Source organism: Psychroserpens sp., assembly GCF_045105015.1.
Lineage (GTDB): Bacteria > Bacteroidota > Bacteroidia > Flavobacteriales > Flavobacteriaceae > Psychroserpens.
The window spans coordinates 1-22,815 of the sequence record NZ_JBGCCX010000013.1 but is presented as its reverse complement, the minus strand read 5'-3'; the positions used below and the strand labels follow the sequence as shown (position 1 = coordinate 22,815).

At 32.1% G+C, this 22,815-nt stretch carries 21 protein-coding genes and 1 pseudogene; 13 read left to right on the top strand and 9 right to left on the bottom strand.

The features are described from left to right. Both AB8B90_RS00985 and AB8B90_RS00980 read left to right on the top strand, forming a co-directional pair. Nucleotides 1-817, top strand: a pseudogene (locus AB8B90_RS00985) (TonB-dependent receptor); the annotation flags it as partial. A 91-nt stretch (nt 818-908) separates the two neighbouring features. Then, complete coding sequence (locus AB8B90_RS00980; protein WP_405332773.1) at nt 909-1,640, top strand: energy transducer TonB; 732 nt, start codon at nt 909-911, stop codon at nt 1,638-1,640. Nucleotides 1,641-1,721: 81 nt separating this feature from the next. Here AB8B90_RS00980 and AB8B90_RS00975 read toward each other — a convergent pair whose 3' ends face one another. Together AB8B90_RS00975 and AB8B90_RS00970 are read right to left on the bottom strand one after the other, a co-directional pair. Further along, nucleotides 1,722-2,501 carry an anti-sigma factor domain-containing protein gene (locus AB8B90_RS00975; protein WP_405332771.1) on the bottom strand — a complete coding sequence of 260 codons (780 nt, stop codon included), beginning with the start codon at nt 2,499-2,501 and terminating at the stop codon, nt 1,722-1,724. Beyond that, nucleotides 2,498-3,055, bottom strand: a complete 558-nt coding sequence (locus AB8B90_RS00970) for an RNA polymerase sigma factor (RefSeq protein WP_405332769.1) — start codon at nt 3,053-3,055, stop codon at nt 2,498-2,500. The genes AB8B90_RS00975 and AB8B90_RS00970 overlap by 4 nt, the downstream gene beginning before the upstream one ends. Before the next feature lie 127 nt (nt 3,056-3,182). Here AB8B90_RS00970 and AB8B90_RS00965 point away from each other — a divergent pair, with 127 nt between their 5' ends. Continuing rightward, nucleotides 3,183-3,695: a fasciclin domain-containing protein gene (locus AB8B90_RS00965; protein WP_405332767.1), complete on the top strand. Its 513-nt coding sequence runs from the start codon at nt 3,183-3,185 to the stop codon at nt 3,693-3,695. A gap of 55 nt (nt 3,696-3,750) precedes the next feature. Here the strand turns inward: AB8B90_RS00965 and AB8B90_RS00960 are convergent, their stop codons facing one another. Continuing rightward, complete coding sequence (locus AB8B90_RS00960) at nt 3,751-4,305, bottom strand: thioredoxin family protein (RefSeq protein ID WP_405332765.1); 555 nt, start codon at nt 4,303-4,305, stop codon at nt 3,751-3,753. A 20-nt stretch (nt 4,306-4,325) separates the two neighbouring features. On the opposite strand from AB8B90_RS00960, the gene AB8B90_RS00955 reads away from it, so the two are divergent. Next, nucleotides 4,326-4,661 carry a tRNA-binding protein gene (locus AB8B90_RS00955; protein WP_405332763.1) on the top strand — a complete coding sequence of 112 codons (336 nt, stop codon included), beginning with the start codon at nt 4,326-4,328 and terminating at the stop codon, nt 4,659-4,661. A gap of 60 nt (nt 4,662-4,721) precedes the next feature. Here the strand turns inward: AB8B90_RS00955 and AB8B90_RS00950 are convergent, their stop codons facing one another. From AB8B90_RS00950 to AB8B90_RS00940, 3 genes are all read right to left on the bottom strand, one after another. Continuing rightward, entirely contained in the window at nt 4,722-7,226 is a 2,505-nt protein-coding gene (locus tag AB8B90_RS00950) for a M14 family metallopeptidase (RefSeq protein ID WP_405332761.1), read from the bottom strand. Nucleotides 7,227-7,315: 89 nt separating this feature from the next. Further along, nucleotides 7,316-7,720 carry a PUR family DNA/RNA-binding protein gene (locus AB8B90_RS00945; protein WP_405332759.1) on the bottom strand — a complete coding sequence of 135 codons (405 nt, stop codon included), beginning with the start codon at nt 7,718-7,720 and terminating at the stop codon, nt 7,316-7,318. A gap of 75 nt (nt 7,721-7,795) precedes the next feature. After that, complete coding sequence (locus AB8B90_RS00940; protein WP_405332757.1) at nt 7,796-9,550, bottom strand: ABC transporter ATP-binding protein; 1,755 nt, start codon at nt 9,548-9,550, stop codon at nt 7,796-7,798. A 132-nt stretch (nt 9,551-9,682) separates the two neighbouring features. On the opposite strand from AB8B90_RS00940, the gene AB8B90_RS00935 reads away from it, so the two are divergent. The 4 genes from AB8B90_RS00935 to yajC all read left to right on the top strand — a co-directional run bounded on the left by AB8B90_RS00935 (nt 9,683) and on the right by yajC (nt 12,758). Then, complete coding sequence (locus AB8B90_RS00935; protein WP_405332755.1) at nt 9,683-10,786, top strand: Glu/Leu/Phe/Val dehydrogenase; 1,104 nt, start codon at nt 9,683-9,685, stop codon at nt 10,784-10,786. 92 nt (nt 10,787-10,878) lie between these two features. After that, nucleotides 10,879-11,811: a transcription antitermination factor NusB gene (gene nusB / locus AB8B90_RS00930; protein WP_405332753.1), complete on the top strand. Its 933-nt coding sequence runs from the start codon at nt 10,879-10,881 to the stop codon at nt 11,809-11,811. A 139-nt stretch (nt 11,812-11,950) separates the two neighbouring features. Beyond that, on the top strand, nt 11,951-12,457 hold the full coding sequence (locus AB8B90_RS00925) for a DUF1573 domain-containing protein (protein ID WP_405332751.1): 507 nt from the start codon (nt 11,951-11,953) through the stop codon (nt 12,455-12,457). 19 nt (nt 12,458-12,476) lie between these two features. Next, nucleotides 12,477-12,758: a preprotein translocase subunit YajC gene (gene yajC, locus AB8B90_RS00920; protein ID WP_405332749.1), complete on the top strand. Its 282-nt coding sequence runs from the start codon at nt 12,477-12,479 to the stop codon at nt 12,756-12,758. 65 nt (nt 12,759-12,823) lie between these two features. Here yajC and AB8B90_RS00915 read toward each other — a convergent pair whose 3' ends face one another. Continuing rightward, nucleotides 12,824-13,423 (bottom strand): YdeI family protein, encoded by a 600-nt coding sequence (locus tag AB8B90_RS00915; protein ID WP_405332747.1) that lies wholly within the window; start codon nt 13,421-13,423, stop codon nt 12,824-12,826. Nucleotides 13,424-13,434: 11 nt separating this feature from the next. Then, nucleotides 13,435-14,679 (bottom strand): peptidase T, encoded by a 1,245-nt coding sequence (gene pepT / locus AB8B90_RS00910; RefSeq protein ID WP_405332745.1) that lies wholly within the window; start codon nt 14,677-14,679, stop codon nt 13,435-13,437. Between the two features lie 137 nt (nt 14,680-14,816). On the opposite strand from pepT, the gene AB8B90_RS00905 reads away from it, so the two are divergent. From AB8B90_RS00905 to AB8B90_RS00885, 5 genes are read left to right on the top strand one after another with little or no spacing between them, the layout of a single operon-like run. Beyond that, the gene (locus tag AB8B90_RS00905) at nt 14,817-17,156 is read left to right on the top strand and encodes a TolC family protein (RefSeq protein ID WP_405332743.1); all 2,340 of its coding nucleotides are present in this window, start codon (nt 14,817-14,819) and stop codon (nt 17,154-17,156) included. A gap of 60 nt (nt 17,157-17,216) precedes the next feature. Further along, nucleotides 17,217-18,269, top strand: coding sequence for an efflux RND transporter periplasmic adaptor subunit (locus AB8B90_RS00900; protein WP_405332741.1), 1,053 nt, complete (start codon nt 17,217-17,219; stop codon nt 18,267-18,269). Between the two features lie 7 nt (nt 18,270-18,276). Further along, a complete protein-coding gene (locus AB8B90_RS00895; RefSeq protein ID WP_405332738.1) occupies nt 18,277-21,390 on the top strand; it encodes an efflux RND transporter permease subunit in 3,114 nt (1,037 codons plus the stop codon). A 9-nt stretch (nt 21,391-21,399) separates the two neighbouring features. Continuing rightward, nucleotides 21,400-22,071 (top strand): ion channel, encoded by a 672-nt coding sequence (locus AB8B90_RS00890; RefSeq protein WP_405332735.1) that lies wholly within the window; start codon nt 21,400-21,402, stop codon nt 22,069-22,071. After that, nucleotides 22,068-22,523, top strand: coding sequence for a phosphate-starvation-inducible PsiE family protein (locus AB8B90_RS00885; protein WP_405332732.1), 456 nt, complete (start codon nt 22,068-22,070; stop codon nt 22,521-22,523). Before AB8B90_RS00890 ends, AB8B90_RS00885 begins: the two co-directional genes overlap by 4 nt. A 63-nt stretch (nt 22,524-22,586) precedes the next feature. Here AB8B90_RS00885 and AB8B90_RS00880 read toward each other — a convergent pair. Further along, a partial coding sequence (locus AB8B90_RS00880; RefSeq protein ID WP_405332729.1) for a universal stress protein occupies nt 22,587-22,815 on the bottom strand: 229 nt, incomplete at its 5' end.

Below are 22,815 nucleotides of genomic sequence, written 5' to 3'. Positions count from 1 at the left end.
TTACCAGCTTTCTGATAAAATAAATATATCTCCAAGAGTATCCTTAGCATATAAAACCTCTAAAAATGGACAACTATCTGTGGCTTATGGTGATTTTTTTCAAAATGTTAATGCTGGTCTTTTAAAGTTTGATACTAGTTTAGAAACGCAGAGCACAAAGCATTATATAATGAATTATCAGCATATTACTGACGGTAGAATCTTTAGAGCAGAATTGTATCATAAAGATTATGACAACCTTGTGAAATTTGATACAGATGTGGCTGGTTTTGAATCCACTTTTGATAATTCAGGTTTTGGATATGCTCAAGGGATAGATTTATTCTGGAGGGATAAAAAAAGTATTAAAAATTTCGATTATTGGGTTAGTTATTCCTATTTAGATACCGAACGCAACTACTTAAATTTTCCAAATCAAGCACAACCAAGTTTTTCCAATAAGCACAATTTTTCATTAGTGACTAGATATTGGGTTGATGATTGGAAAAGTCAGATTGGTTTGGCATATAATCATGCTTCAGGTCGACCTTATACTAATCCTAACACTAGCGAGTTCTTAGGTGAAAAAACAAAAAGTTTTAATAGTGTGAGTTTAAGTTGGGCATATTTAATAAGTCCGCAAAAAATTCTTTTCGCCTCGGTCAATAATATTTTTGCATTCAAAAACATAAATGGATATCAATATGCAAATACACCTAATGCTAATGGAAATTTTAATAGACGCACGTTACAACCTGCAGCAGACCAATTTTTCGTCATTGGATTTTTCTGGACAATAAGTGAAGATGGTGCAGATAATCAATTAGATAATTTGTAGTTAAATACTTGTATGATACTGACTACATGATAATTATCATGTTTTTTGTGGATTTCTTGCAGTAATTTAATAGTGTAAAATATTAAGAGTTATGCAAGTTAAAAAGAATCCAGAGGTAGAAGTTGGCAGAAATAGTAGTCTCTATTTTGCTGTCGGCTTGAATTTAATGTTATTAATCACTTACATTATGTTTGAACACAAAACATATGAGAAAGATGATTTTGCAAGAGATATTGTACAGGTAGATAATTTTGTTGAGGAAGATATTCCAATTGTAAATTTAGATGTGCCACCACCACCACCACCACCACCACCAGCTTTAGTTCCTGATGATATTAAAGTGGTTGAAGATGAAGTTGAGGTTGAAGAAACCATTATTGAAAGTAGCGAAATTGGTCAAAATGATGCTATTGAAGAGTATGTAGCTAACGTTGAAGATGTGGTTGTAGAAGAGGTAGAAGAAGATATTGAAGTACCGTTTGCTGTCATTGAAAATGTACCAGTATTTCCTGGATGCGAAAACTTATCTAAAACTGAAGCTTCTAAATGCTTCCAGAAAAAGATGCAGGAGCATGTAAATAAAAACTTCGAATATCCAGAAAGAGCTTTAGAATTAGAAATGCAAGGTAAAGTTTATGTGCTTTTTATAATTGACAAGACAGGTAAGGTAGCTAAAATTAGAAGTAGAGGACCAGATAAAATTTTAGAGAATGAAGCTGAGCGCATTATTAGTTTGTTACCTAAAATGACACCAGGAAAACAGCGTGGTCGATCTGTGAGTATGCCTTATAGTATACCTATACATTTTAAGTATAGACAATAGCCAACATTAAATAGAAAACTAATTATAATTATTCTTTTAACTAATTCGATAAAAACTATCAAATTTAAAATTTGGTAGTTTTTATTTTAAATAAACATTTGTTATGAGTCGAGATACAGTTGGGTGATTATTTCCTCCAGCAGGTTCTATAGTAATGTTCAATGATTCAGAATTTTCGATGTAATTCATAGCTAACATTACTTGGTCTTTATCAATAACTCCCATATCTATCATTTCACCTTCAACATCTGCCCACATTTGATAATCATGTTCTGCATCAATTTCTGGAAGATAAGATGTATTTACAATAACAGATTTATCTACATGATTCACATAACTAATTAATTTAGCTTCTGGCATTGAACTATTTCCATTAAGAATATATTTTTCAGTATTAGGATCATTAATCGAAGTGTATAAAGTATTTGTAGTATTAAAGTCTTCAGTAATTTGATCTAGTTTATTGTTTAATACAGCGTTTTGCTCTTCTACAAGTTTTAACTGATCTTGTGTGTCGTTCCATTGAGAAAATATGTAAGCAGAACCAACTAAAAGTAAACCAGTAATAGTAGCAGCGATTCCTAACAAACTTTTGAAGTTGCTAGACGATTGTAAAGGGACAATTTTAGTATTTGTTCTAGAAATTTTTTCAAACACAAGATTTTTTACATGAGCAGATGGTTCAATAGCGTTTTCAAGTGCCAATTTTTCTAAGCTTTCTTCTATTAAAGAAAGCTCTGATTGTAACTCAGGATAGGCATTAAGTGATTGCTCCAGTTGTTTTTGCTCACTTTCATTAAGTTCGCCTAAAACGTATCTCTCGAGTATGCCTTGATCTTGTATGTAACTCTTGTTCATCATCTTATCATTTCATTTAAGATCATTAATAAAGACACTACTTTTACATATTCATCTTGAAGATGCTTTAATGCTTGTCTTACGTAAGATTTGAAAGTGCCTAACGGTACATTCATTTCTTCATGAGCCTCACGATGAGTCATTCCATTAAAGTAAACCAACATTATTGCTCTTTGGTGATGAGGTTCTAGTTGTTGTATGGTGCCCTTGAGTTTTAAATAGTCGATATCATTTTTAACTTCAGCTGTTATATTATTATATACACTTAAGTCATCAGTTTGGATGAGCTTATTTGACTTTCTTATAAAGTTTAACGTTTTATTTCTTGCAATCCTGTGAGCCCAAGTGTAAAATCGCCCTTTGTGAAAATCATATGATTCAGATTTCTCCCAAATTGTTAGAAAAGTATCTTGCAGCAGATTTTCTGCCATTTGTTCGTCTTTACATATTCTTATAATAACACCATATAAAGCAGCCGAATACTTATCGTACAGAAGACCTAAAGCAGATTCATCTCTGCTTTGAAGTTTTAATATAAGGCCTTTATCGTCGCTCATTAGTGTTAAATATTTCACAAAATAATTCAACTGCTCATCCACAGTTTGCATTGCTGTGTAAATATAAATGAAAGTACTTCAAAAAGAAAGAAGTGCTATAATAGTTTAACCAATAGAAACAAAAATTATGAAAAAGTTAGTAGGTATTTTAACAATGGTAATCGCATTAACATTCGGTAACACTGCATCAGCACAAGGCACAATTGTTGACGCTGCTGTTGGAAATGAAAATTTTTCAACTTTAGTTACTGCACTTAAAGCTGCAGAATTAGTTAAAGCGCTTCAAGGTGATGGTCCATTTACTGTCTTTGCACCAACGAATGCAGCATTTGCAAAAATTGATGGCAAAACATTAAATTCATTATTAGAAAAGAAAAATCAAAAAGCATTAGCAAACATTCTGACGTATCATGTTGTGTCAGGAAAAATAGTTGCGAGTGATGTTGTTGCTGCCTTAAAAAAAGGAAATGGCAAAGTAGAACTTAAAGCTTTGAACGGACAAATTTTAACTGTAATGCAAAAAGACGGTAAAATTTGGTTAAAAGATCAAAACGGAAATTATAGCCAGATCACTGCTACAGATGTTATGGGAAGTAATGGTGTTATTCATGTGATTGATAGCGTAGTGATGCCTAAATAATTAGGAAAAACTGCTATGAGAAGGAGGAAAAGCATTCACGAAAGTGGATGCTTTTCTATTTCCATTTAATATTACATCCAATACTAGGTTTTTGTATGTCATTTTGATTTTGATTATTAAGAAGTAAATCTATAGCTTGACGCAAATTGTCTCCTGTCACTGGAACTTCATTTCCAGGTCTTGAATTATCTAGCTGTCCACGATATACTAGTTTTAAATCTTGATCAAACAAATAGAAATCGGGTGTACAAGCTGCATCATATGCTCTAGCGACATCTTGAGTGTCATCATATAAATAAGGAAATATAAAGTCGTTCTCTAGAGCGTTTTTCTTCATTTTTTCAGGAGCATCTTCAGGGTAATTTTCAATATCATTACTAGATATGGCAATGCAATTTATACTTTTAGATATATAATCTTTTGCCAACCGTGATAATTCAGAATTAACATGCTTAACAAAAGGACAATGATTACAAATAAACATTATAAGAGTACCTTTTATTCCTTTTGATTCATCTAAAGACACCAACTTATTGTTAGTGGTGTTTATTAGTTGAAAACTGGGAGCTATTGTTCCTAACGGAAGCATATTTGACGGTGTAAGTGACATATTTTTTTTACTTTTAAATCATGGATAATATAATAACTTTCGAAGACTTTGCAAAAGTGGATTTACGTGTTGGTACTATTATTGAAATCAATGATTTTCCTGAAGCCCGACAACCTGCATATCAACTCACTATAGATTTTGGAGATCTTGGAATACAAAAGTCATCTGCTCAAATTACAACGCTGTATAATAAAGAAGACTTACTCAATCGACAAATTGTAGCTGTTGTAAATTTTCCTAAAAAGCAAATCGCAAAATTCATGAGTGAGTGCTTAATTCTTGGGGCAGTTAACGCCAAAGGTGTTATACTTTTGAATCCTGAAATTAAAGTCCTAAATGGAAGTGTAGTCTCTTAATGGTGATTGGTAGTTTTTTCAAAATTCTACAGAAAACACATATTTTGATGGTTTTTCAATCTACATAGTTCTTCTAAAGAAAACTGCATTCATCAATAGTTTATTTGTGCCATACCAAAAGGCTCTAAAATTTGTATTGTCTGTAAATGCAATTACCTTTCCAGAGTTATAACGCTTCACCTTAAACGGGACAGATAAAGCCAAACTATCTAAATTCCGTTTTGATATGTAACCACTCAGCAGTGGATTTTTAGTATACTGTATTGGGTTATTATAACTTTGCTTATCTGGTATTAGAAACATAGTGTTGTTTCTAAACAATGCAATATTATCGTTTTTATAGCCAAAATTTATAGGATGAGATCGGTCTTGTTTTGCTTCAAAAATAGCACCTCCAATAACTTGAGCTCCTCTAAAATCTCCACGCTCTTCAAATATGATGTCTTTTGCAGTTAACTCAGATTTTTTAAACTTAAACTTCACAAATTCATTTCTATCAAGCCATCGTAATGCATCTCTGTAGGCAATTAAAGTACCTCCGTTTTTAGTCCATTGTTTTAAATTCTCTGTAGCACTTTTGTCGAGTGAGCCACTAGGCATAATGATGGTATTGTAGCGACTTAAATCGCTCCTATCTAAATTTCTAGTATCTAATTTGGTAATGCGCATGTCATAGCGTTGATCAAAAACATGCCAGATTTCACCAGCATCATAACTTCTAATACCTTCTCCAACAATTAAAGCAACTTTAGGTTGTGTTAAAGCTCTAAATTGACTACTTCCTAGATCAATACCTTCTGTTAGTCCAGTAGTTACGGCATCAATTTGGAGGTGACTTTCCTTAGCTATAGTTTGTAAGTATTTATATAGTGCTTCAGTAGATTTGTTTTGATTTTGAACAGGAATTAAAATGGTTCCATAGTCATAACTTTTACCATTCATACTAAATTGTTTCATACCTACTTTGGCCCTCAATCCACTGCTTAGAATTTTATTTAATGCTTTTGGCGCATAGTATTCATGCCATTCCATAAGATAAGCATAGTTGCTTTTTGCAGTTACAAAACCAGTTTGCATTTGTAAGTTTTCAACTTTATTTCCTGCAATAGAAGTTGAGGTGTCTTCTTGATAGTCTAAACCAAATGCTAGTGGGAAGGTCCAAGCTGAAACATCATAAAACAAACTATCTTGAAACTTAGTTCGCTTTTCGAACATTGCATTTATTAATCGTGTGTTTTTTTGATTTTTAGGAACAACATAGCTGTAGCCTTTTTTAAATTGTTTTCCGTTTGTATTATAATCGCTTTTAAGTTCATGGAATTCAATTTGATGACGCTTTAATATTTCGGCTAAATGATAGGTTTTAGCAGCATCTTTTGAATCTCCAAATACAATAGCTTTCCCACTTTCTTTATTTGCTTCAGCACGAGCATTCTTATAAAAATCATGTTGGTATTGTAATATGTCTTTTCGCATATTTAAACCAGCTTCCAATGTAGATAATGCTGCAGTAAACTGATTTCGAATTGTAAACGGAAAGGTCAAAATACCATTAACACTCTCTTGTAGATGTCCACGAGAACTGCCTTGTTCAAATAAAATACCAATACTTCCATTAATATCAGGAAATGTAGACCCTTTTCCGTAATAAAAGTCATCAAAATTTTCTTCAGTATAATATAACGATCCGATTTTGTCTAAAGCTTTTGCATGGTAATTACCAATAGATTTTGTGAGTTCTTGATTAAGTTTAGGTGTAAGAGGGTGAGTTCTTGACGGAATTCCTGGTTGAAAAAAGAATGTTGAATTTGTTCCCATTTCATGATGATCTGTTAAGATATTTGGTAACCATTTATGGAAACTTTTTATACGTACTTTAGATTCAGGTAACTGAACAGGTAACCAGTCTCTGTTCATATCAAACCAATAATGATTTGTTCTTCCGCCTGGCCATACCTCATCGTATTCCCGATCGTTAGAGTCTGGGTTTAAGTGTTTGCTTTTGTTTGTGTTAGCCCAATAAGCGAAGCGTTGCAAGCCATCAGGATTATAAGAAGGATCAAATAGAATAACGGTATTATCTAATAAGTTTTTAACATCACTACTTTCTGCTGCAGCTAAGTAATAAGCAACTAATAATGCTGCATTAGAACCACTGGCTTCGTTGCCATGAATAGAAAAACCTTGATAGACAACAATAGGCATTTTTTCAATAGTTACAGTGTTACTTTCTGTTGAAGCAATATGTGCTGTTCTGATAGTTTCAATATTGGTGTGGTTTTCAGGAGAAGTTATTGTAAGAAGTAGAAGAGGTCTGCCTTCAAAAGTTGTACCTCGGTTTTCAATATGAATTCTGTCTGAAGCTTGAGCTAAAGCCTGCATGTAATATACTAATTTGTCGTGTGTAATGTGCCATTCTCCAACTTGATGACCAATAATAGATTCAGGTGTTGGTATTTCAGAATTATATGTTGTAGTTTGAGGAAGGTAATAAGATAAGTCAGTTGGTGTTTGTGCATTTATGGTGAAACTGGTAAATAGGAGTACTAGTAATATGAATCTCATAAATTTTGTTGTTGAGGTTTTAGGATTGTAAAAATAAAAAAACCGTTACAGAACGTAACGGTTTGGATATGTTTTAACACTAGTGTAGATTATATGTCTTCAAAATTAACATCTGTAAACTTATCTGCTGAATCAGAATCCTCAATTGATTCGCCTCCTTCAGTGATATCATCACTCGTTGTGTTATACTCTTCCTTCTTGAAATCTTTTTGATGTCTTTCACTAATTACTTCATCACCTTTTTCAGCAATGATGTAATCAGTCATTTCTTTTAAGATGTCATTAAATTCATTAAAATCTTCTTTATATAGATAGATTTTGTGTTTTTTGTAATGGAAAGATCCATCGTCATTTGTGAATTTCTTACTTTCAGTAATTGTCAAGTAGTAGTCACCAGCTTTAGTTGATCTTACATCAAAAAAGTAAGTTCGTCTTCCTGCTCTTAATACTTTAGAGAAAATTTCTTCTTTATCCATCATTCCGTAATCACTCATAGCTAATTTTTAATTTTTTGAGTTGTTGTTATTACCTCAAAAATCTAAAAAAAAAGTAAAGTAAGCAACAAATATTTATAATTCTTTTGAGTTGAGTTGTTTTAGATAGAGTTCTTTGTAGTAACCATCAACATTAATCAAATGTTCATGAGTTCCATTTTGAACAATTTCACCATCATCAAGGACAATAATTTTATCTGCATCTTTAGCTGAAGATACACGATGACTAACAATGATAGTAGTTTTGCCTTGTGAAACTTTTCTAAGACTGCTCAGTATTTTCTCTTCCGTTTCTGTGTCAACTGCAGATAAACAATCATCAAACAACATAATTTCTGGTGCTTTTATGAGTGCTCTGGCTATAGAAACACGTTGCTTTTGACCTCCAGAAAGTGTAATGCCACGTTCACCTAATTTGGTTTGGTAGCCATTGGTGAATTTTTCAATGTTTTTATGAACATAAGCCATTTTTGCAGCTTCAATAACTTCAGCTTCAGTAGCATCTTCTTTTCCAAATCTAATGTTGTTTTCTATGGTATCTGAAAACAGAAATGCATCTTGAGGCACGTAGCCAATACTATCTCTTAAATTGTTTAAATTTACTTGATTTATAACTTTTCCGTCAATGTTAATATTACCTTCTTGAACATCATAAAGCCTTCCAATGAGATCGAGAATGGTAGATTTTCCAGAACCTGTTTTTCCAAGAATGGCTAAAGTTTCTCCTTTTTTTAACGAAAATGAAACCTTATTCAGTGCAGTGATATTAGTGTCTGGATAGGTGAAAGTAACATCTTTAAAATCTATATTGCCTTCAATTGGAGTATGCTCTAGAGTGTTATTTTTTATTTCTGGTTCCTGTTTTAAAAACTCATTAATACGTTTTTGAGAGGCTTCAGCTTGTTGCACTAAATTAGTTACCCAACCTACAGTAGCAACTGGCCAAGTAAGCATATTGACATACATTAAGAATTCTGCAATAGTTCCAATCTCTTTGATTTCACCATTAATATATTGCATTCCACCAACGTACGCTACAAGAATATTACTGATTCCAATGAGTAAAATCATAGAAGGGAAGAAAAGTGCTTGAACCTTAGTCAAATCAATTTGCTTTGTCTTGCTTTCTTCAGAAAGGGTATTAAATGCGATGTTATTGTCGTCTTCAATTCCATAAGCTTTTATAACAGAAATTCCACTAAATGATTCCTGAGTATATGTAGATAAATTTGATAGGTATTCTTGAACAATGGTACTCCGTTTATTAATAACCTTACTAAGTTTGTATATTATGAACGATAAAAAGGGTAGTGGCAACATTGTGTAAAGTGTGAGTTTTGGAGCAACACTTAGCATATAAATTAATGCCACGATAAATAATGTCACCATATTGACAGTATACATAATTGCTGGACCAGTATACATTCTCACTTTAGTAACATCTTCACTTATCCTATTCATCAAATCTCCTGTTCTGTTTGATTTATAAAAATTAAGGGATAAACGTTGATATTGTTGATAAACTTCATTTTTTAAGTCGTATTCTATATGCCGAGAAACGTTGATTATCGTTTGACGCATTAAAAACGTAAACACACCTGCGATAACTGCTGCTCCAATGAGGTAAATAATATTGGTAGCTAATTCTTGTTTAAATACGTCATTATTTATTTCGTTATTAAGACCTTTAGAAATCACGGTAATTGATTTACCGATAAATCTGGGCGTGAACACAGCAAAAATTTTAGCACATATAGTAATTATGACACCTAGGAGTAGGCGATATCTGTACTTGTAGAAATATTTATTAATGTGTTTTAATTCTTTCATGAAAAAAATGGAACATCAAATTGTTAACATATACTTAATTTAATACCTATATTTTTGCTAATACTCTAATATTGGTTTATTTTTGCTCGCTATTTTGAATAAAATGCAAAATAGTTTTTCAAACAAAATCACATGACTTCAGATATTATTAGTTCTAAAGAACTTCACAAAGTAGACCCAGTATTTGGGCAGTTATCTTTTGATAATCACGAGCAAATCGTTTTTTGCAACGACAAAGATACTGGTTTAAAAGCAATAATTGGTATTCATAACACAGTTTTAGGACCTGCTCTTGGAGGTACAAGAATGTGGAATTATAATAACGAATGGGAAGCACTTAATGACGTGTTAAGGTTGTCTCGAGGGATGACTTTTAAATCTGCAATTACCGGATTGAATCTTGGCGGAGGAAAAGCTGTTATTATTGGAGACGCAAAAACTCAAAAGACACCAGAATTGATGAAGAAATTTGGTGAGTTTGTACATTCTTTGAGTGGGAATTACATTACAGCAGAAGATGTTGGAATGACTACAGCTGATATGGATTTAGTTCGTGAAGTAACGCCTTACGTTACTGGTATTTCTGAAAGTAAAGGAGGTGCTGGTAATCCATCACCAATTACTGCCTATGGTGTGTTTATGGGAATGAAAGCTGCTGCCAAGTTTAAATATGGAAGCGATATTTTAGAAGATAAATCTGTGTTTGTTCAAGGGATTGGTCATGTTGGAGAAGCTCTAGTTGAACACTTAGTAAATGAAGGAGCTAAAGTTACTATTACTGACATTAATCAAGAGCGCTTAGAAGCTGTAAAGTCTAAATACGACGTTTCGATTTACAGAGGCGATGATATTTATTCTGAAGAGATGGATATTTATGCACCATGTGCTTTAGGAGCAACTGTTAATGATGATACAATTTCTAAACTAAAGGCACAAGTCATCGCAGGAGCCGCTAATAACCAATTAGCTATAGAAGATAAGCACAGTAAACAGTTACAAGAAAGAGGAATTGTATACGCACCAGATTTTTTAATTAATGCAGGTGGGATTATCAATGTGTATGCTGAATTAGAAAATTATGATAAGCAAGAAATCATTCGTAAAACTGAAAATATATTCAATACTACAGAAGAGATCCTTGTAAGAGCTAAAGCTAATAATGTAACGACTAATGTTGCTGCGCTTGACATGGCTAAAGAACGTATTGCAACACGTAAACGTGAACAATCAAAATAATTGTTCTAACTCTTAAAATTATAGTATTTTTACCACGCGTTATTTAACGTTAAAATCATAATTTCTTAACGATATTACTTAAAGTTCTTTACATGCTAAATAGAAGACATATTCGTATAAAAGTCATGCAAGCACTATATGCTTTTAAGGGCAATGAAAGTGAAGATTTAAAAGTGACTGATAAATTTTTGAATGAGAGTTTAAATAGCATGTACGATTTATATCTTAGCATGCTATGTTTGATTGTTGAGGTACATAAGAAAGCAGAAGATCACCAGAGTAAATCTCAGAAGAAATTTTTAGCGACTCAAGCTGAAAAAAATCCAAATCAAAAATTTGTAAAGAATGAGGTTTTAATGATGCTTAATTCTAATGAAGCGTTAAAATCTGAATTAGAACATCGTAAACTCAATCCTTGGTATTTAGATTTTGAATATGTAGATCTTACTTTTAAAGCGATCACTGAAAGTGATTTGTACAGCGATTATATGTCTACGTCTGTATCTACATTTAAAGAAGATAAAAACTTTGTGATATCTATTTTTGAAGATATTATTGCACCAAACGATAAGCTTTACGATTATTTTGAAGACAAAAAACTGACATGGTTAGATGATATACCTGTTGTGAATACAAGTATCATGAAGCTTTTGAAAAAATTAAAACCTTCAACATCTGAACAGCACTTTCTTCCAAAATTATTTAAAGATGAAGACGATAGGGCATTTGGTGTCGATTTACTCAATAAAACTATTTTAAATCAAGCAGCTTTTAGTGAAGAAATAGCCTCCAAAACAAAAAATTGGGATTCAGAACGAATTACTCAAATTGATACTGTATTAATGCAAATGGCAATTTGTGAATTTCAGAAATTCCCATCTATTCCTGTAAAAGTTACTATTAACGAATATCTTGAAGTTGCAAAAGAATATTCTACACCAAAAAGTAGTAATTTTATTAATGGTATTTTAGATAAGATTGTCAAAGAAAATAAATTCAATAAAGTAGGTAGAGGATTACTATAAATACCTTTTAAAATCTAGTCTTAAGCATCATTTATTCAACTAAAAAAAATGCTAAAAAATTTTGATTCGATGAAATAATCACTACTTTTATCGCCTTAAACAAAAAAACATTTTAAAAGTTTAATTTAAAATCAAAGCAATGAAAAAAGTAATATTAGGATTAAGTGCACTTTGTATGGTCGCTTTTACATCTTGTAAAGAAGAAAATGCTTCAAGTAAAATTAATTCAGAAAATGTAGCTGCTGCTGCTGAAAGAGATGCAACAGCTGGTGATTTTCCAGTGATTGCATTTGTAGAGACAGAACATGACTTTGGTACAATTACAAATGGTACTCCAGTTGAAACTAAATTTAAGTACACTAACACAGGAAAATCTCCTTTAGTTGTTAGTAACATTAAAAGTACTTGTGGATGTACAGTACCTTCAGATTGGAATAAAGAGCGAATTGCTCCTGGCGACTCTGCTGAGTTTACAGTAAAGTTTAATGGTAAAGGTAATAATCAAGTAAGTAAGAGTATTACTTTAACTACTAATACTGAAAAAGGTTCTGAGGTTGTAAAGATCAAAGCTTTTATTGAGCCAGATCCAAATGCTCCTGCTAAAGCAGCGAACAAAGCAAAGTCAGCTATCAAATCAGTTCAGTAAACTAAAACGTTAAGAACCTATGATGGATATCCTCCCTTTTGTAGCCATGTTTGCTGTGGTTTATTTCTTTATGATTGCACCTCAAATGAAGCGTGCTAAGCAAGAAAAGAAATTTGCAGCTGAATTAAAGCGTGGAGACAAGGTGATTACTAAAAGTGGAATACACGGAAAAATTGTTGACTTAAATGATAAAGACAATAGTTGTGTAATTGAAACTATGGCTGGGAAAATTAAGTTTGAACGCGTTGCTATCTCTATGGAAGCAAGTAAGAGCTTAAATACACCAGCAACCACTAAATAAGGTTTTCAAATTATAAATTAAAAGCTCCAAAAGAAATTTTGGAGCTTTTTTATACTTTTATTTCACTAACAATTTTTGTATTGATCATGTAAACCAACACCTTTTAAAATCATTGGAATAATTTTTTCAAGTCGGGTCTGTTTGGTTGCTTCGCGTTTGGCATCTGTTATATAAGTACAATACTCTCTTTGCTTACCAGGAGTAAGCCCATTAAAGCTGTTTTTTACATTAGATTTTGATTTTAAAACCTTATTAAGTTCATCAGGAATTACTACAGCTTTTTTTATGCGATTTGGTTTGATTTCTTTGCCTAGTTTTTGATTCTCAATGGCTTCTTTTATATAGGCCAAAACTAAATTTTTGTTGATATCCTCTATGTTATTAAAACGCATTTGTCGCAAGGCTTTAGTTTTATTTTCTTGAGCGTTGACAAGTAACTTTTGCTCATCTTTAAGAAAAACACCGTTAAAAAACCAAATGCCAAAATGATTTTTAAACGCTCCCAAACCCACAACATTTTTTCCGTTTAAATCATATACAGGAGCACTCCATTTTACAGATTCATTGAGTTCTGTAGTATTAATAATTTCTCTGAGTAGAACCAAAGCATCATTAAAGTGTGAATTAGTTTCAATGTACTCTTCAACCGTATAGATTTTTTTCATGATTCATGAATTTATCTTAAAGCCTTACTTGCTGTAAGCTCAGCAATTTTGCATATCACTTCAGTTGCTTTAATCATACTTTCAACTGGAACATATTCATAACGTCCGTGAAAATTATGTCCGCCAGCAAAAATATTCGGACAAGGTAAGCCCATATAACTAAGTTGCGAACCATCTGTTCCGCCTCGTATAGGTTTGATTAAAGGTTCAATATCTAATTGTTTCATTGCTTCTTCAGCGATATCAACAATGTGCATCACTGGTTCAACCTTTTCTTTCATATTGAAATATTGGTCTTTAATATCTATAGTTATGACTTCTCTTCCATATTCAGAATTGATGTCTTCAGCAAGCTTACTCAACATGTCTTTACGGGCTTCAAATTGAGCTTTGTCATGATCTCTAATAATATATTGTAATGTTGTTTCATCAACTTTTCCATCGATACTATACAAATGGAAAAATCCTTGATAACCTTCAGTATGTTCAGGTGTTTCTAATCTTGGTAATGCATTAATAAATGTTGTCGCAATATACATGGAGTTGACCATTTTTCCTTTGGCATAACCAGGATGAACAATTTTTCCTTTAATATGTACTTTAGCCCCAGCTGCATTGAAATTCTCATATTCTAATTCTCCAATCTGACTGCCATCCATAGTGTAAGCCCAATCCGCTCCAAATTTTTCTACATCAAAATGATGAGCACCTCTACCAATTTCTTCATCTGGTGTGAACCCAACTCTAATATCACCATGTTTAATTTCTGGATGCTGAACAAGGTATTCCATAGCAGCCACAATTTCTGTAATTCCTGCTTTGTCATCAGCTCCTAAAAGTGTGGTTCCATCTGTGACAATTAAAGTATTGCCTTTATAAAGTAATAAGTCTTCAAAATAATCTGGAGATAAAATAATATTTTCAGCTTCGTTCAAGGTAATATCTTTTCCATTATAATCCTCTATAATTCTTGGTTTAACATTTGCTCCTGTGAAATCTGGAGTAGTGTCAAAATGAGATATAAAACCTATAGTAGGGACATCATGATCAACATTACTAGGTAAAGTAGCCATTATGTAAGCTTTATCATCGATAGTAACGTTACTAAGTCCTATGGCTTTTAATTCATCAGCTAACTTATTAGCTAAGTCCCATTGTTTTGCTGTACTTGGTGTCGTTTGACTTTCAGGATCTGATTCTGTATCAATAGTAACGTAGCTTATAAATCTGTTGATGAGGTGTTGCTTATTTATCATTTTTGAAGTTTTTTCAAAATTAAAAATTCAATTGGCAATTAGAAAGGATTATTTGTAAATTTAATAACTCAATACCCTTTGTAGTCAAGTAAATAAGATTTATTTTTACTTTTTAACGATATTAAACCAACTAACCAATGCGTTATATCTTAAGTGTCCTTCTTTTTTTATTTGTCAGTTTTATGGCATTTACTCAATCCAACACATATCAAGTTGGATTTTTATTAGATAAAAATTCTAAAGATATTAAAGGTTTACTAGCTGAACTTTCCGTTGAAATCTCAGCAGTAGTTGGAGAAGATGCTACTATAGAATTTTCTGATGCTAATACGTTAGTGAATGATTTCGATACGACAAAAGCTTTAAATAATTATAATAGACTACTTCAAAATAATACAGATATTATTATTGCTTTTGGAATCGTCAATAACTCTGTGATTTCTAAGATAGGTTCTTATTCAAAGCCAACAATTGTTTTTGGTGCTTTAAGTGAAGAATTACAAACTGAAGACACTATAGTTTCTAATATTCAAAATTACACATCTATTACTACATCTCAGTCTTACACTGAAGATATAAAATTACTTCAAAAATTAGCTAATCCTAAAAGGATAGGCGTTGTGATTGAAAAAGCATTTACTGATAATTTACCGATCTCTGAAACCTTTAACAAGATTGGTCAAGATTTGGATTTAGAAATGCGTCTTATAACTTTTGAGTCTTCTTCTGAAATCATTTCAAAATTGAAAGACATAGATGCTGTTTATTTAGCAGGTGGTTTTTATTTATCTGATGCTGAAATGAAACAATTAGCAGAAGATTTGATAGAAAAGAAATTGCCTTCGTTTACAGCTAATCCAGTAAAAGATGTTAAGAATGGTATTCTAGCTTCAAATCACGATCAATCAGAATTGAGTCAGTTTTTTAGACGTATAGCCTTAACGGTTGAATCTGTTGTTAATGGTGATGGACTTTCTGCTTTGAGTACAAAATTAGAATCTAAAAGTACATTGACAGTAAATTACAATACAGCTGAAAAAATTGGATTACCTCTTAAATACAGTTTAATAGCAACTACCAGTTTTGTTGGTAACCCTAAAGAAATTGTTGCAGATAAGACTTACACTTTAGTTGGTGTGATGCAAGAAGCCATTGCTGAAAATTTAGATTTACAAACTATTGAACGTGATATAAGTCTAACAAAAAAAGATGTGGAACTTGCTCAAAGTGATTATTTGCCAAACGTTACAGCTGGAGCAACAGGAAGCTACGTAGATCCTGAATTAGCCGAAATTAGTAATGGTCAAAGTCCTGAAATAACAACATCAGGAAATGTAACTTTACAGCAAACCATTTTTTCTGAAGCAGCTAATGCAAATATTAGTATTCAAAAATCACTTCGTGACGCACAACAAGAAAACTATAACAGTGAAGCACTTAATACAGTGTTTAATTCAGCAACAGCTTATTTTACTGCCTTAATTTTAAAAGCGAATTTATCTATTCAAAGTCAAAATTTAGAGTTGACAAAATACAACCTTAAAATTGCTAATGAAAACTATGAAGCAGGACAGTCTGGGAAATCTGATGTACTTCGTTTTAAGTCAGAAATGGCTCAAAACACTCAGCAGATGATTGAGGCTATCAATAAGTTAGAACAAGGGTATTACAATTTAAATCAATTGCTTAATAATCCTATTGACACAAAAATTGATGTTGAAGAAGCTGAGTTACAAGAAGGGGTTTTTAGCAATTATAATTATGAACAATTAGGTCAGTTTTTAGATGATCCAAAATTAAGGCAACCTTTCGTCAAGTTTTTGGTTCAAGAAGCAAAGGCAAATGCCCCAGAGTTGAAAGCCTTAGATTATAATTTGAAGGCTACTAAGCGTAGTGAACGATTATTTGGAGTTGGTCGTTTTTTACCAACTCTAGCGCTACAAGGTCAATATAATTATGAGTTTTCAAGGTCAGGTGCTGGTTCTACAATTCCAACAGGTTTTCCTATGGTTCCAGAAGGTTATTATACAGTTGGACTTAATGTATCACTTCCAATTTTTAATCAAAACAAACAAAATATAAATAAACAAATTGCAAGTATTCAAAAAGAACAACTTGAAATATCAAGGGACAACATCACTCTGAATATAGAAAAGAATATTAACGATTCTGTTCTAGAACTAGTGAATCAAATTTCTAACATTCAATTATCTAAAGTTTTTGAAGATACGGCTAAGGAAGCTCTAGACTTAACTCAAACATCATACGCAAATGGTGCTGTTAATATTGTTCAGTTATTAGATGCTCAAAACAACTATTTGCAAGCACAATTAGCAAGTGCAAGTGCAACTTACAATTATTTACAAAGTTCTATGCAACTAGAGCGTTCTCTAGGCTTGTTCTTTTTATTACAAGAAGAAAGCGAACGTGGAGCATTTATACAACGCTTTTTAGAATTCACACAAAATAACGATTAAAAATAAACACATTTTATGATAATGCTATCCAATCGAATCTTTAAAATCACTAGCCTGATTATGATCTTTGCACTTATAAGTTGTGGAGAAAAAGAAGTTAAAGAAGAGGTTATTTTACGACCTGTAAAATATACTGAAGTTTCCTATTTAGGAGGAGAGAAATCAAGACAATTTAGTGGAACAGCTAAAACAGAAAAAATTGTAAATCTAAGTTTCAGAAGTAATGGTATTATCACAAAACTAGATATGAAATTAGGTCAAAAGGTAAAAAAAGATCAGTTATTAGGAACCTTAGATAATGTTTCTGCAAGATTAAATTATGAATCTTCAATTTCTTCAAAAAATAGTGCTGAATCACAAATGAATACAGCAAAGTTAAACCTTAATAGAATGCGAACACTTTATGAAAAAGGAAGTGCCTCTCTTAGTGATTATGAAGCTGCTAAAAATTCATATAGGACTGCTGTTGCAAGTTTTGAATCATCAAAACGTAGTGTTGCTATTCAGCAAGATCAAATTCGATTTGGGTATCTGTATGCACCAGAAGATGGTGTGATTGCTTCAGTTTCTGCCGAAGTTGATGAAAACGTGTCACCTGGTCAGGTTGTTGGCGTCTTAAATGCAGGAACAGCTATTGAAATTTCTTTAGGTTTGCCAGAGTCTGTAATTAATGCTGTTAAAAAAGACATGAAAGTTAAAGTGTCTTTTACTGCTATTGAAGAGGAAATATTCAACGCTATAATTACTGAAGTTGCTCCAGCTTTAGATGCGAATACATCTACTTATCCAATTACTGTAATGGTAACTGATAGTGATGAGCGAATTAAAAGTGGTATGGCAGCTAATGTGTTATTTGAGTTCGTCGATGATGATATAAAGAAGCAATTAATTGTTGTACCTGCAAATGCTGTGGGTGAAGATTCTAATGGAAGGTTTGTCTTTCTAGTTGAAGGTAATGATGCAGATAAGGCTACTGTAAAAAAGCAAGTGATTACTATTGGCGAATTAACATCTGACGGATTTGAAGTGAAATCAGGTTTGAAAGTTGGGCAGAAAATAGCGACCGCAGGATTGCAGACGTTATTAGATGGTCAGGATGTTAAATTAAATTAAGGTGTCTATGAATTTAGCAGAATTTTCAATAAATAGAAACCGAATAACATTTACAGTTCTAAGTACAATTATGCTCCTTGGGTTGGTGTTTTACCAATCGTTGTCTAGAGATAGTATGCCTCCTTACACTGTAAGAGTTGCATCTGTAGTATCTTCTTTTCCTGGTTCAGGACCTGAGCGTGTTGAACAATTAGTTACAGATAAAGTTGAAAAAATAGTTCAAGAATTACCAGAACTTAAAGAAGTGTCTAGTACGTCTAGATCTGGCTTGTCAGTAGTTACTGTGACCTTGAAAGATCAAGTCAAACCAGAAGATTTACAAGCTGTTTGGGATAGATTACGACGTAAATTATCTCAAATTCAGGGCTTGCCTTCAGGAGTGAAACCAAATCTTAACGATGACGGCATAGGTGAGGTGTTTGGTATTGCTGTAGGTTTGGTTATTGATGGTTTTTCATATGCTGAAGCCAAAGATTATGTTGACGATATTAAAGACGATTTAATTAAACTGGATTTAGCTGCGAAAGTGGAGCTAGGAGGTGTTCAAGATGAACGTGTTTTTATTGAGTTTGATAATGCAAGACTCAAAGAATATGGATTATCAGCTTCCAAACTTCAAAGTATTATTGGGTCTACTAATATATTGAGCTCAGGTGGTGAAGTTAATCTAGGTAATGAACGCATAATACTAGAGCCTACAGGTAATTTCAATTCAGTTGAGGATATAAAACAAACACTCATACCTGTAGGAGACGGTTCGCAATTAGTGTATTTAGGTGATATAACAACCATAAAACAAGATTATATTGATCCTCCAAAGCAACTTGTAACCGTTAATGGTCAGGAAGCTATTTCGATGCATATTAGCCTTAAAAAAGGTGCTAATATCATTCAGTTAGGGACTGATTTAGATGTCGTTATTGAAGATTGGAAAAGCAGATTACCAGTAGGTTTAGAGTTGAAGCGATTATCATCTTTAGATACTTATATTGATGTTAAAATAGGTGATTTTATTGTCAATTTAATTCAAGCAATAGCTATTGTATTGATTGTGATGTTAGTGTTTCTAGGACTCAGAACAGGAGGTATTATTGCTAGTTTAATTCCTATGGTAACTATTATGACATTAATGTTAATGGGTGTTATTGATATGGGATTAAATCAAGTGACGCTTGCAGCATTAATCATGGCTTTAGGTATGATGGTTGATAATGCAATTGTTGTCGCAGAAACCATCATGGTTAAAATGGAAAATGGTATTCCTGCAAAAAATGCAGCTATTGATGCTTGTGGTGAATTATTTACGCCTTTATTGATTTCTACTTTAACAACTTCTGCTGCATTCTTAGCGTTTTATATGGCTGAATCTACAATGGGAGATATTGTTGGTCCAATATTCGTTGTGATTTCATTGGCTTTATTGTCGTCTTGGATTTTAGCACTTACAGTAATTACCTTATTGTGTTTTATGTTTTTGAAAGTAACACCAAAAGCGGAAAAGAAAGAAAGTTTTATTGATAAAGTCATTAATAAATTAAAACTGTATTATAAAAACTTAATACTTATTGCATTATCATTCAAGCGTTTAGTTCTTTTTGGAATTGTTGTTGCGTTTTTCTTATCCCTTTACGGATTTGGTTTTATTCCATTTGTCTTTTTCCCAGATAGTGATCGTAATATGGTAACCATCGATGTTAATTTGCCACAAGGAACTCGAATAGAAGCGACTCAGGATGTTATTCATGGTATCGAAGATTATATAGTTTCAGATTTGTTAGTGAATGACAATAGACCTAATGGCATTTCAGATTGGTCCTCTTATATTGGTGAAGGACCAGAATCTTATGATTTAGGGTATTCTACAGATGAACCTGATCCAAGTTATGCTCATATTCTAATTAATACTTCAGATTTTATTTATAACAATGAGATGGTAGCTAAATTAGACAAGTTCTGTTTTAATAGTTTTCCAAATGCAGATATAAAAGTCGGTTTATTAGGCTCAGGTGGAGGAGGAACTCCGATTGAGGTTAAGATTTCAGGAGAGAATCCAGATGTTTTAGCAAAGCTTGCCGAAGAAACAAAACAGAAATTAAAAACAGTATCAGGAACAAAAAATATTAAGGATGATTGGGGACCTAAAACCAAAAAATTCATAGTAAATATTGATCAGAATAAATCGCAATCTGCTGGAATTACAAGTGCAGATATTGCCACATCATTACAAACTGTTTTAGATGGATTTCAAACAGGTGAGTATCGTGAAAATGATAAATCTATTCCTATCTTAATGCGAAGTAATGAGAGTCAACAACAAACTCTAGCGTCTATTGAAACCCTAAATATCTATGCTCAAAATTCTGGTAAAAGTGTACCCTTACTTCAAGTTGCTAGTATTGAACCAGAATGGCAATACGCTAAAATTAAACGATTAGATATAGATAGAACAATTAATGTGAGTTCAGAATTAAATGCTAATGGTAATGCTTCAGCAATCATGAAAGAAATGACACCTCATATGGAAGAAGTGTCACAAAACTGGCCAGAAGGATATACCTTTAAATTTGGAGGTGATGCCGAAAATACTTCAGAAAATATGGGAGCAGTAGTCAATTATTTGCCACTGTCAGGATTTATAATAATTCTTCTATTAATCATTATGTTTAATTCTGTTAGAAAAACTATTATGGTTGCTGCAACGATTCCTTTGGGTATTATTGGAGTTGTGATTGGCTTACTTATTTTTCAAGAACCTTTTGGTTTTATGCCTTTTCTAGGTGTGATTTCATTAGCTGGAATTGTAATTAATAATGCTATCGTATTGATTGATAGAATTCAAATAGAAGAAAATGAAATCAAACGTCCAATTGAAGATGCTATTATTGCAGCATGTTTACAACGTTTTAGACCTATTTTATTAGCTACGTTCACCACAGTTTTAGGATTGATTCCATTGTATTTAAGTGGAGGCGAAATGTGGGAAGGAATGGCTGTTAGTATTATGATTGGATTGTTATTTGGTACAGTCATTACATTACTTTTTATTCCGTCACTTTATAGCATTCTATATAAAGTTAATTACAAGAATTATGAGTTTGATGAATCTATTATGGATGATTAATATGAAAAGATGATAGACAAATTTTATCCTTATCGTTTTGAATTGTTTCTGTTTACTCAATTGTCTATCTTATTTGGCTCTTTAGTCATTCCAAGTGAATGGTTTGAAAGTTATATAATGCCTTTACTTTTATTATGTAATTTGGTTTCTGGTGTTTTATTGGTGTCAAAAAAGAAAAGACTAACACGATTTATGTGTGTGATTCTTTTAATTTCTATAGCAATCGTGGCCATTGATTTTATTAATTCTGAACCTTTAAACAATTTTAATTATCTAAAACTGTCTGTTTATTTTGTGTTTTATGCAATTACAACTATTGAAATTATTAAGCAAGTTTGGAAGTCAAAAATTATTGGTAAAAACGTGATTTTAGGCTTGATAAGTGGCTATATTTCATTAGGTTTACTAGCATTTTTTCTCTGTCTTACAATTGAAATTTTATATCCTCAATCTTTTTCTGGACTTTCAATTACAGATGGATTAACTGCTAATGCTTCTGATAAACTTATGTATTACAGCTACATAACGTTAATGACTATCGGTTATGGAGATATTTTACCCATTACACCAATTGCTCAAAAAGCGTCTGTATTTATAGGTTTGATAGGTCAGTTTTACTTAGTAATTTTAACAGCAATTGTTGTAGGAAAGTATATCAATCAAAACAACGAAAAACAATGAAGAAAATAGATAAGAAAGTGTTAAGCATAGTTGAATTTATTGAAAAAGGAATTATTATAGTGCTACTTTTTTCCCTTCTCCTAGTCGTATTATATACTGCAATAGTCTTTCTGTTTTTATTATTTGGAGGTATAATGGAAGGAATTGAGAGTTCTTTTTCTAGAGAAAATAATATACTTCAGCATTTGCATAGTGTTTTTGGTGGTTTCCTTTCAGTTCTTATAGGTATAGAGTTGTTACATACCATAAAAATGTATTTAAAAGAAGATGTTGTACATGTTGAGATTGTGTTATTAGTTGCTTTAATTGGTGTGTCAAGACATGTCATTGACTTAGATGTAACTCATCTAGAGCCACTAACTATTTTCGGAATTAGTTCTTTAATAATTGTCCTTGCAGGAGGTTATTATTTAATAAAAAAGGTAATTAGAAAACCAAAAAATAAAGCTTAAAAATTGTCACAAAAAAAGCACCTTAAAGTTAATTAAGATGCTTTCTAATTATATACTATTATTTTACTCTTTAAAAGTAAATACAGGCAATTCAGAATGATTAACTAAATCTTCAGAAATGCTTCCACCAAATAAATGATTTAAACCAGTCCTACCTTCAGTAATCATACCAATAGCATCAATATTATGTTTGTCTGCATATTTTAAAATCGCTTCTTCAACATTGTAGTCAGAAATCAAAACCACATTGTCTTTCCAATCCTCACGATTGGTTGTTTTGAGGAAATTAGAA